The 10,706-nt window shown below is 39.3% G+C and carries 10 protein-coding genes; 7 read left to right on the top strand and 3 right to left on the bottom strand.

The window, feature by feature from the left end; translation table 11 throughout:
- Positions 1-149: 149 nt before the first annotated feature.
- A complete protein-coding gene (locus H5118_RS20115; RefSeq protein ID WP_182749923.1) occupies positions 150-1,697 on the bottom strand; it encodes a methyl-accepting chemotaxis protein in 1,548 nt (515 codons plus the stop codon).
- 589 nt (positions 1,698-2,286) lie between these two features.
- On the opposite strand from H5118_RS20115, the gene gshA reads away from it, so the two are divergent.
- Together gshA and H5118_RS20105 are read left to right on the top strand one after the other, a co-directional pair.
- Positions 2,287-3,864 carry a glutamate--cysteine ligase gene (gene gshA, locus H5118_RS20110; RefSeq protein WP_182695839.1) on the top strand — a complete coding sequence of 526 codons (1,578 nt, stop codon included), beginning with the start codon at positions 2,287-2,289 and terminating at the stop codon, positions 3,862-3,864.
- A 147-nt stretch (positions 3,865-4,011) separates the two neighbouring features.
- Positions 4,012-4,623 (top strand): transglycosylase SLT domain-containing protein, encoded by a 612-nt coding sequence (locus tag H5118_RS20105; RefSeq protein WP_002962200.1) that lies wholly within the window; start codon positions 4,012-4,014, stop codon positions 4,621-4,623.
- A 48-nt stretch (positions 4,624-4,671) separates the two neighbouring features.
- Here H5118_RS20105 and H5118_RS20100 read toward each other — a convergent pair whose 3' ends face one another.
- Both H5118_RS20100 and H5118_RS20095 read right to left on the bottom strand, forming a co-directional pair.
- Complete coding sequence (locus H5118_RS20100; protein ID WP_002962198.1) at positions 4,672-5,940, bottom strand: HlyC/CorC family transporter; 1,269 nt, start codon at positions 5,938-5,940, stop codon at positions 4,672-4,674.
- 61 nt (positions 5,941-6,001) lie between these two features.
- Complete coding sequence (locus H5118_RS20095) at positions 6,002-6,808, bottom strand: inner membrane protein YpjD (RefSeq protein WP_002962197.1); 807 nt, start codon at positions 6,806-6,808, stop codon at positions 6,002-6,004.
- A gap of 252 nt (positions 6,809-7,060) precedes the next feature.
- Between H5118_RS20095 and ffh the strand changes: the two genes are divergently transcribed.
- The 5 genes from ffh to rplS all read left to right on the top strand — a co-directional run bounded on the left by ffh (position 7,061) and on the right by rplS (position 10,663).
- On the top strand, positions 7,061-8,440 hold the full coding sequence (gene ffh, locus H5118_RS20090; protein WP_002962194.1) for a signal recognition particle protein: 1,380 nt from the start codon (positions 7,061-7,063) through the stop codon (positions 8,438-8,440).
- A 260-nt stretch (positions 8,441-8,700) separates the two neighbouring features.
- Entirely contained in the window at positions 8,701-8,949 is a 249-nt protein-coding gene (gene rpsP, locus H5118_RS20085) for a 30S ribosomal protein S16 (protein ID WP_002962192.1), read from the top strand.
- 17 nt (positions 8,950-8,966) lie between these two features.
- A complete protein-coding gene (gene rimM / locus H5118_RS20080) occupies positions 8,967-9,503 on the top strand; it encodes a ribosome maturation factor RimM (protein WP_024596584.1) in 537 nt (178 codons plus the stop codon).
- Positions 9,503-10,270 carry a tRNA (guanosine(37)-N1)-methyltransferase TrmD gene (gene trmD, locus H5118_RS20075; RefSeq protein WP_002962190.1) on the top strand — a complete coding sequence of 256 codons (768 nt, stop codon included), beginning with the start codon at positions 9,503-9,505 and terminating at the stop codon, positions 10,268-10,270. The genes rimM and trmD overlap by 1 nt, the downstream gene beginning before the upstream one ends.
- Positions 10,271-10,303: 33 nt before the next feature.
- On the top strand, positions 10,304-10,663 hold the full coding sequence (gene rplS / locus H5118_RS20070) for a 50S ribosomal protein L19 (protein ID WP_002962189.1): 360 nt from the start codon (positions 10,304-10,306) through the stop codon (positions 10,661-10,663).
- Positions 10,664-10,706 lie beyond the last annotated feature (43 nt).

The raw sequence follows: 10,706 nt of genomic DNA, 5'->3' as shown, positions 1-10,706 counted from the left end.
TACCAAGCGCACAGGGCGTGCATCTGTGAAAGTGTTATGGCAAGGATGGCTTAAGTTACAAGCCATCCTGGAAGGCTACGATTTAGCAAAATCTCTTGAGTCAGACTTGTGATCAAGAGACAGCTAAAATAGCGGCTTTTTTATGTTTGTTAAACTTTAAAGGTTAGTAATAAATCATTCACTCTACGTGAGCCTTCAACAAGCTCAGCTGCACCTATTGCCACATTAAAGCTTAAACTTAAGTTGTTATCGCCAAAGTCTTTAATTTGCGAAACATTATTACTAATGTCGTTACTAACCATTTGTTGCTCTTCTGCAGCGGATGATATTTGTATTGCCAAGTGAGATATTTCACTGATTTGGATAAAAATATCCTCTAATTCAACTTGGGTTTTATCGGTTGTCAAAACACAGTTATCGGCTTGTGCTTTAGTGCTTTGCATTACTTTGGACCAGCTAAATAAAGTGTCTTGTATTTCTTTAATAGAACTATGGATTTGTGTCGTAGCATTTTGAGTGCGTGACGAAAGAGTCCTTACCTCATCGGCGACTACAGCAAAGCCTCGACCATGTTCTCCCGCTCTAGCTGCTTCAATCGCTGCATTAAGAGCAAGTAAGTTAGTTTGATCGGCAATTCCTTCTATTTCACTCATTACCTTACCAATTTTATCTGCTTCAGAGGCTAAGCTGGTGGCTGTATTTGCAGCTTGTTCTACTTGAGAAGCTAAGTCAGATACCATTTTACTATTATCAGCAATGTGGTCTTTTATCTCTGAGCAACTTTGATGGGTGTTATTCACTTTATCCGCTGTTTGAGCGGTATTTACTGATATTTCACCAATGGTAGAACTCATTTGAGTCATCGCTGATGCAATTTGTTCTAAACGCTCACCTTGAGAAGAAATCCCTTTTTCGGTGAGTGTTGATTGTTTGTCTAAATCAGTCGCGATGCCATTAAAGCTTAATGTTGAGTCTTTCATACGGCCAAGAACTGTGCGCAATTTTGCACTTAGCATTTGCTCTCTATAATCACTTACACTGTGCGGTGTATGGCCGCTGTAAATATAACGAGAGATTGAATCGGCTTTTGCTTTTTGTTCGCGTAATATTTTAGGGGTAACAATGAGTTCGTCATAATTTAGCACAATAACTAAAGCACAAATAAATAGGCTAATTGCAGCAATGGTGATTGATGCCGCGACAGCAATAAAAATCAGCCAAAATAATAGACTTATAAAAGTAAGGCTTTGTCGTATTGTGGTGTGTTCTCGTAGTTTAAATAATGACTTGTTGGTATTTATTTTGTTGTAAAGTGTTTGTGCACGGTGCTTAAGTTGAGAGCTTGCTTTGGTTCTTACAGATTGATAACCAACAAGTCGGCCATGTTCAAAAATGGGGGTTACAAAGGCATCTACCCAGTAATAGCGGCCATCTTTACAGCGGTTTTTAACCATACCGCGCCATGAGTGTTCTTGTTTTAATGTTGCCCACATTTCTTTAAAGGCTGCTTTTGGCATATCAGGGTGGCGAACAATATTATGATGCTGACCGATAAGCTCTTGTGCGCTATATCCTGCTACAGCACAAAACGCTTGATTGACGTATGTTATTACACCTTTAAGATCAGTAGTGGAAACCAGCTCTTGTGATTCATCAAAGTATACTTCTTCATTTTTTAAGCTTTTATCATTGTGCATTGTATTTATTATCATCCTTTATTGTTGCAGTCATTATATTGCTTACACTCTACAAAGCAAAAAATAGCGTCCTTCCTTCTATGCTCATAAGACAAATAATTGTATTTATTGATCTAGATCAAGTTTAAATACCGGACAGCTAAATTGAACTGATTTTGCATAAGTTCCGGTCTATTACTTTAAGCTGATATTTTACTTATTTGATTTATAATTAAATACGTATTTAAAGCATTTGTATAATGCACATAGCAATGGCAATATTACGACTTAATATAATGATGTTGGTCATATTAAGTGCATGTATAAAGTGGGGAAATAATTATTAAATTTGAAAAGTTATATAGTTCTTAGCAATTTATACCAGTTGTATTAAATAAGTGATCTATTATAGCGCTAAGAAAATAGCACAATAGCAAGGCGAAAATTATGACATGTAGTTGTTCTATATGAGTAATTTTCAACGCAGTGAATGCGCTATTTAATGCGATACAATGATCATATTTTCAATAAAAATTGGTATTAATCTTGAGTCTAAGTAATTAGTCCCCATAACCTTATGATTAAGCCACGTGGCCCGAGGAAAGATTTTTTGACAACACATGATTTAGCTAACGCACTTGAAGCGTTATCAGTAAATGAGCACCAACATGCAGTTAAAGGCATTAAACGTGGCATAGAGCGAGAGTCGCTAAGAATACAAGAGAATGGTGCTATATCACCTAAAGGCCATCCAAAAGGGGTGGGCAGTGCATTAACTAATGGCCATATCACAACTGATTTTTCTGAATCTTTACTTGAATTTATTACTCCAGTTAGTGAGTCGTCAACGCAAACTCTTAAGCAATTAAAAGATCTTCAAAAGTTCACTCTAGAAAAAATGGACGATGAACTGCTTTGGCCTATTAGTATGCCATGCTTTATTGAACACCAAGATGATATTGTTTTAGCTCAATTTGGTAGTTCAAATACTGGTCAAATGAAAACACTATACCGTGAAGGGTTAAAAAATCGTTACGGAAGTATGATGCAAGCAATTGCAGGTGTTCACTTTAATATTTCATTCCCAGATACGCTTTGGCAATCGCTTCATTCGTTACAAAAAAGCAATGCTAGCCTTCAAGATTTTATTTCAGAAGGTTATTTAGCACTTATTCGTAACTTTAAACGCGAACTATGGCTAATAAGTTACATGTTTGGTGCATCGCCAGCATTGTGTAACTCATTTTTACAAGGTCGAAAAACCGATTTACCATTTAAAAAACTAGGTAAAGGTACACTTTACTTAGAAGTTGGTACGGCACTGCGTTTAGGCAATTTAGGTTATACAAATAGCGCTCAGTCGTCACTACGCGTAATGTATAACTCGTTAGATGAATATGTAGCAGGCCTTAAAAAAGCAATCAACACACCATCAGAAATTTATGGTGATCTTGATGACTACAAGAGTGAAAACCCTAAGCAGTTAAATAAAAATATTCTGCAGATTGAAAACGAATTTTACTCGCCAATTCGTCCTAAGCGTAATGCTAAAAGTGGCGAAACGCCAACAGATGCACTGCTTCGAGCAGGCATTGAATACGTAGAAATTCGCGCATTAGACGTTAATCCGTTTAGCGAAGTTGGTATTGATATTGAGCAAATTCACTTTTTAGATGTGTTTTTAACGTATTGTTTATTAAAAGATTCAGCTCCAATGGATTGGAAAGAACAAGCACGCAGTACTGAAAACCTCGACACAGTAGTCAATCAAGGTCGAGAAGAAGGGCTAATGCTTAACTTTAATAACACACAGCGTAGTCTTCAGTCGTGGGGCGATGAAATATTTGCACAGCTCACTGATGTCGCTAAATGGATGGATAATGCTTATGGTGTTAATTATTACTCCGATACTATAAAGCGCATGGCAACGTGGGTGCATAATCCAGAGCTTACTTATTCTGGACGTTACGTGTCGCAATTAAAAGAGTCTGGTTTAGACAACGGTCACTTTGCACTAGCACTGGCTAATAAATACAAACAAAGCCACGCAGACACTGATTACAGTGAGTTTTTAAAGCCTTGGCTGGAACAACAAGTTGTAGAGTCTAACGAAGCACAAACTGCAATTGAGCAAGCAGATACCCAGTCATTTACCGCCTTTTTAGATGCGTATTTTGGCGGTAAATAATCTTAATACTTAGTAAAATTTAAGCAAAAAAAACGCAGCCTAAGTAGGCTGCGTAAATATATATTCAGGGATGAACTAATGCCGTACTGCTGCATTCATTGAGTCAGACCCACACTTTTTAGAAAAGTTCTGTGAGATCTTAGAAAAATGAAAAAAAATGCAATTATTTTATCTCTTGCCATTACTTTAGCTGGTTGTGCTACAGCCCCTCCAAAACAACCTAACGATCTATGTAAAATCTTTGAAGAAAAACCTGATTGGTATTTTGACGCAAAAGATGCGCAAGAAAAATGGGGTTCTCCTAAGCATGTACTCATGAGTATGATGTACCAGGAAAGCTCATTTAAGCATGATGCCGCTCCGCCTATGGAGTACTTCTTATGGATAATTCCAACCGGTCGCGCAAGTGATGCTTATGGTTACTCACAGGCTAAAACACCAACATGGTCAGATTATATTCGTGAAACAGGCAACAATGGTGCTGATAGAGACGACTTTGACGATGCAATCGACTTTATGGCGTGGTTTGTTTATAAAACGCATAAAGTAAATAAAATCTCTAAATGGGATGCTTACGCACAATACCTTAATTATCATGAAGGTTGGGGTGGCTATAAGCGTGGCACATATAAAAAGAAAAAGTGGTTAATGGGTGTAGCAAATAAAGTTAAACACAGAGCGAGCCGTTATGGCGCGCAATTAAAACGCTGTGAAGACGAGCTTGATAAAGGTTGGTTTGAACGTCTTATATTTGGCTAGAGAGTTATTAATGGATATAAAAAAGGAGCCAATCGGCTCCTTTTATACTTAGCGAGAACGCTTATTAGGCTGAATCTTCACCTGTTTTATCATATTCTCTTTTACTTCAAGTACTTCAATAGGGTAGCCCGCAATACGTAGACTAATATTTGCATCGGGAATATCTTCTAAGTATTCAACAATTAAACCACTCAAAGTTTTTGGGCCGTCTAGTGGGAAATCCCAACCCATCTCTTTATTTAAATCGCGTACGTTAGCGCCGCCATCTACAATACAAGAGCCATCAGTTTGTGTTTCTACTTCTTCGCTTGGCGTACGAGTTTGTGTAGTTGTAAAATCGCCAACAACTTCTTCTAAAATATCTTCAAGCGTTACTAAACCTTGAATATCGCCATACTCGTCTACTACTAAGCCAATACGCTCTTTAGACTGCTGAAACTTTAACAGCTGAGTGTTAAGTGATGTTCCCTCTGGGATAAAGTAAATTTCGCGTACAGCACGCAGCAAAGATGGTTTATCAAATTGCTCTTTTGTAAGTAGACGAAGTGCATCTCGAGAGTGAATAAAGCCTACTGCGTCATCTATATTGTCGCGATACAATAACACGCGAGTATGTTGTGCATGGGTAAGCTGGCGACTAATTAGTTTCCAATCATCATTAATATCAATAGCCACAATTTCGTTGCGTGGGATCATGATATCTTCAACGGTTACTTGCTCTAAATCTAAAATTGAGGTCAGCATACTTTGATGGCGAGCAGGGATAAGTGCGCCTGACTCATTGAGCACTGTTTTTAATTCTTCTTTGCTCATGCTGTGCTCGTCGATTTGAGCGGCACTAATACCAAATAATCGCAATATCCCGTTGGTCATCCAGTTAACGATAACAACAAAGGGAAAAAGAATTTTTAGTAACCCTTTAAGTATTATTGAGCTTGGAAAAGCAACTTTTTCAGGATAGAGGGCAGCAAGAGTTTTAGGTGTTACTTCGGCAAATATAAGCACGACTAAAGTTAACACACCCGTAGCGATAGCAATACCAAGGTCACCGTAAAGGCGAATACCTATAATGGTAGCAACTTGAGCTGCAGCTATATTGACAAGATTATTGCCAATTAAGATTAAACCGATGAGCCTATCTGGACGGCTAAGTAATTTACTGACTCGTTTAGCTGCACGATGATCCTCTTTAGCGAGGTGTCGCAGGCGTATACGATTGATTGACATAATTCCGGTTTCTGAACCAGAAAAATAAGCAGAAAAAAGCACCAAAAAACCTAAAATGATAAATAGGGTACTTGTCGATATGTCGTCCAACGATGGATCCTTTTCTTATAAATCAATGCGTATTAAGCTAGAGTGAGCAAGCAGAGTCAAGTTAAAACTTATTTAGTATCACTTCTTGTATGAAACGGCTGCCAAAATATGCGAGTGTGAGGACAAATGCAGCGACCATGATCGTAATAACCACAGGTTTACCGCGCCAACCCTTTTTCATATGCCCGATGGCTACAATGGCAAAAATAGCCCACGCAACTAACGACAATATCGTTTTATGAATGAACTCTTTAGCAAACATCCCATCAAGAAATACAAACCCCGAGAGTAATGCGAACGTGAGTAATATGGTGCCTAAATTAAGGAGTTGGTAAAGCTGGCGCTCAACAACCATCAAAGGCGGAAGGTGACTATGCACAATTGCTAAATCTTTACGTTTTAAACGTTTATCAATAAAGTAGAACTGTACACCATATAAAGTAGCAATAATTAAAATACAGTAGGCCAATAGGGATAAGGAAATGTGTGTTACTAAGCCAACCTCAATATTAATGCTTTGCAGTAAAATATGATGAGGAATAAATAAACTGGCAATTGTAAGTAAAGCACCAAAACCATAAACAACGGGCAATAATAAAGTGGCAGGGAACTTTAGCGACACAGCTGTTACTGAAACTACAATAACCCAGCATGTTAAAAGGGAGACGTTTACAATACTTAAGTCTTGACCGTCGGATCTAAAAACAGAGTTAACTAACAGCAGCATATGCGCCACTATAGCAACCGTGCTCAATATGACGGTTACCTTTTGGCTAGGGCCTTGTTGATGAAACAGGCGTGAGAGCACGTGAGACGTTGCTAACACATAAAATAAACTGGCAATAATAGTTAAACTAATAATCAGCATTGTGCTTGGGCCACTTAATTTGAGACAAAATAATCCTTGTTGTTATATAGCCATTGTATTTTATAGCAAAGCAAATGCATAGACCTTAAAAAAAGAAACTCAACAAGGTGCACTTGAACACTGTATTGTAAGACGCCATATACGGTATACTACTTTTAATTGAAACTTAATAAGTCAATCCTGGTTAATTGAAAATCAAACTAACCGTAAAATTTTAATGGATTGATATAAACGTCTTATCGGAACCGTTACATGTTTGAGAACCTCCAAGAACGATTAGGTAAAACCTTAAAAAATATCAGTGGCCGTGGCCGTCTGACTGAAGACAACATAAAAGACACACTTCGCGAAGTGCGTATGGCATTTTTAGAAGCCGATGTGGCACTGCCTGTTGTTCGCGAGTTTGTAAAACAAGTTAAAGAACGTGCAGTTGGGGTTGAAGTTACAAAAAGCTTAAGCCCAGGCCAAGTATTTATAAAAATAGTGCGTGAAGAACTAGAAAAAGCAATGGGTGAGGCCAATGAAGAGCTAAGCCTAAATGCACAACCGCCAGCCGTTGTTATGGTAGCGGGTCTGCAAGGTGCGGGTAAAACCACCAGTGTAGCTAAGCTTGCTAAGTTTTTAAAAGAACGCAAAAAGAAATCAGTGCTTGTAGTAAGTGCCGATGTTTATCGCCCTGCTGCGATTAAACAGCTAGAAACGCTTGCTACAGAAGTTGACGTTGATTTCTTTCCAAGTGATATTTCGCAAAAGCCAGTGGATATTGCAAACGCTGCAATTTCTCATGCTAAAAAGAAATTTATAGATGTAGTACTTGTTGATACCGCAGGTCGTTTACATGTTGACAGCAACATGATGGACGAGATTAAAGATCTTCACAAAGCAATCAACCCAATTGAAACTTTATTCGTTGTTGATGCAATGACGGGTCAAGATGCGGCAAATACAGCTAAAGCATTTGACGAAGCCCTGCCACTAACCGGTGTAATATTAACAAAAACCGATGGTGATGCACGTGGTGGTGCTGCTTTATCTATTCGTCATATCACAGGCAAACCAATTAAATTTATGGGTGTGGGTGAGCGTACTGACGCACTAGAGCCTTTTCATCCAGACCGTATAGCGTCGCGTATTTTAGGTATGGGTGATGTACTTTCATTAATCGAAGAAGTCGAAATGAAAGTAGATAAAGAGCAAGCTGCCAAAGTTGCTGAAAAAGTATTTAAAGGTGCCGGTTTTACCCTTGACGACTTTGCTGATCAATTAAAGCAAATGAAAAATATGGGTGGCATGATGTCGATGCTTGATAAGCTCCCTGGTATGTCTAACTTACCAGATGCTGTTAAAGGCCAAATGGGTGACAAAACATTTATCCAAATGGAAGCTATTATTAGCTCAATGACTAAAAAAGAGCGCGCACGTCCAGAAATCATTAAAGGTTCGCGTAAAAAACGCATAGCAGCAGGCTCTGGCACACAAGTACAAGAGATTAATAAGTTGCTTAAGCAGTTTACGCAAATGCAAAAAATGATGAAAAAGATGAAAGGTAAAGGCGGCATGACTAAAATGATGCGCGGTATGAAAGGCATGTTACCACCTGGGATGATGGGTGGAGGTGGTCCTAAGTTTTAAAAAATACTTTTGAGTTATTTTTTAAAACAATAGCGAATCATATTTAAAGGAGCAAATAGCTCCTTTTTTGTTGAATAAATTATGCATGTAATACACCTTTAACCCTAATTTGTCGTTGAGATCACGGTTTAACCTACTAAACTGTCTTTTTGCTTCACTTCTTACTTGCGTTATTGCCAAAAACTCGTACAATTCCCCAGCTCCCCATTCTGGGGAGTAAATCTTATTAATGAAAACAGTCAATCTTTATAGAGGACGGTATGGTAACTATTCGTTTGCAACGTGGTGGCGCTAAAAAACGCCCTTTCTATCAAATTGTGGTTGCGGATAGCCGTTTCTCGCGTGACGGTCGCTTCATCGAGAAAGTAGGCTTTTTTAACCCAATTGCTTCAGGTCAAGAAGAAAAAATTCGTTTAGATTTACCACGTGTTGAACACTGGGTAGGTCAGGGCGCATCTCTTTCAGATCGCGTAGCTAAGTTAGTAAAAGACGCTCGTAAAGCGGCTTAATAGGCGTAAGTGTAACCATGAGTCAAGAGAACACCTCATCAATAATTGTCGTAGGAAAGCTCGGTGCCCCATATGGTATAAAGGGCTGGCTTAAGGTACATTCATTTACTGATGATCCCGTAGGGATCTTCGATTTCAGCCCGTGGTTGATAGGGCAGCAAGGTAAATGGCAGTCCTTAGAAGTGGTCGACTGGCGTCGCCACAACAAAGGCTTTATCGCTAAATTTGCGCAGATAAACGACCGAGACGAAGCAATGGCTTATACCCATGCTGAAATCTCAATGGATGCAGCGCATTTACCAGAACTTCCGCAAGGTGAGTTCTATTGGCGAGATCTCATTGGCATGTCTGTTGTAACCGATAAAGGTTATAGCTTAGGCATTGTTGATGACCTTATGGAGACAGGGTCAAATGACGTACTAGTTGTGAAAGCAAACAGTAAAGACGCATTTGGTCAAGCTGAACGTTTGATTCCTTTTTTAACTGATTCAGTTATCAAAGAAGTTAAATACGACGCAAGAGAAATTACCGTAGATTGGGATCCAGGGTTTTAATGACGCAAACTAGTTCATTATGGGTAGGGGTGATAAGCCTTTTTCCAGACATGTTTGACGCTATTACAGACCAAGGTGTTACCGGTCGCGCAGTAAAAAATGGTTTAATTGATTTTAACTGTTGGAATCCGCGAGACTACGCTTTAGATAAGCATAGAACCGTAGATGACCGTCCTTACGGGGGCGGACCAGGTATGTTAATGATGGTTGAGCCATTAAAAAAAGCGATTGCCGAAGCTAAAAAAGCAGCTGGTGATGGCGCTAAAGTAATTTATATGTCCCCGCAAGGGCGCAAACTTGATCAGCAGGGCGCTAGCGAACTCGCTAACTCTAATAAACTGATTTTGATTGCCGGTCGCTATGAAGGTATAGATGAGAGAATAATAGAATCATATGTTGACGAAGAATGGTCAATTGGTGATTTTATTTTGAGTGGTGGTGAACTACCTGCCATGACATTAATTGACGCAGTAGCGCGATTAGTGCCAGGTGTGTTAGGTCATAACCAGTCAGCAGAACAAGATTCGTTTTCGGATGGCTTGTTAGATTGTCCACACTATACACGACCAGAAACATTGGACGACAAACAGGTTCCTGCTGTATTACTCAGCGGAAACCACCAAGAGATAGCAAAGTGGCGGCTTAAGCAGTCATTAGGTAGAACTTGGTTACGACGTCCTGACTTGTTGCATAACCTAGCTCTGACTGAGGAGCAAGCGGTATTACTCGCAGAATTTCAGCAAGAGTACCAAAAAGCTTGTGGCTAGAAGACAGTTACACCTAGGAAAGTGAGAAACATAATGGCAAAAGTAAACCAAAATATTATTAAAGCGCTTGAAGATGAGCAGCTTAAAACAGACGTACCTGCATTTGGCCCTGGTGATACAGTGGTTGTACAGGTAAAAGTAAAAGAAGGTGCTAAAGAGCGTCTACAGGCCTTTGAAGGTGTTGTAATCGCTAAGCGTAATCGTGGTCTTCACTCAGCATTCACAGTTCGTAAAATTTCGAACGGTGAAGGTGTTGAGCGTGTATTCCAAACGCACAGCCCTCTTATTGATAGCGTAGCAGTTAAGCGTCGCGGTGCAGTTCGCCGTGCTAAGCTTTACTACCTACGTGAGCGTTCTGGTAAATCTGCACGTATTAGAGAAAAACTTAACTAATACGCGCTGTTTATCAACGCAAAAATACGGGTTGCATCCTTCG

The sequence above is a fragment of the Pseudoalteromonas sp. SR41-1 genome, assembly GCF_014164015.1.
Taxonomy (GTDB): domain Bacteria; phylum Pseudomonadota; class Gammaproteobacteria; order Enterobacterales; family Alteromonadaceae; genus Pseudoalteromonas; species Pseudoalteromonas distincta.
The sequence above is the reverse complement of the archived record's forward strand: the minus strand, read 5'-3'. Positions and strand labels throughout refer to the sequence as shown.

Bases quoted from the DNA above. Each gene is read 5' to 3' on its own strand.
- ffh (WP_002962194.1), top strand. From the start codon at position 7,061: ATGTTTGAGAACCTCCAAGAACGATTAGGTAAAACCTTAAAAAATATC.
- H5118_RS20095 (WP_002962197.1), bottom strand. From the start codon at position 6,808: ATGCTGATTATTAGTTTAACTATTATTGCCAGTTTATTTTATGTGTTA.
- rpsP (WP_002962192.1), top strand. From the start codon at position 8,701: ATGGTAACTATTCGTTTGCAACGTGGTGGCGCTAAAAAACGCCCTTTC.
- rimM (WP_024596584.1), top strand. From the start codon at position 8,967: ATGAGTCAAGAGAACACCTCATCAATAATTGTCGTAGGAAAGCTCGGT.
- H5118_RS20105 (WP_002962200.1), top strand. From the start codon at position 4,012: ATGAAAAAAAATGCAATTATTTTATCTCTTGCCATTACTTTAGCTGGT.
- trmD (WP_002962190.1), top strand. From the start codon at position 9,503: ATGACGCAAACTAGTTCATTATGGGTAGGGGTGATAAGCCTTTTTCCA.
- H5118_RS20115 (WP_182749923.1), bottom strand. From the start codon at position 1,697: ATGCACAATGATAAAAGCTTAAAAAATGAAGAAGTATACTTTGATGAA.
- rplS (WP_002962189.1), top strand. From the start codon at position 10,304: ATGGCAAAAGTAAACCAAAATATTATTAAAGCGCTTGAAGATGAGCAG.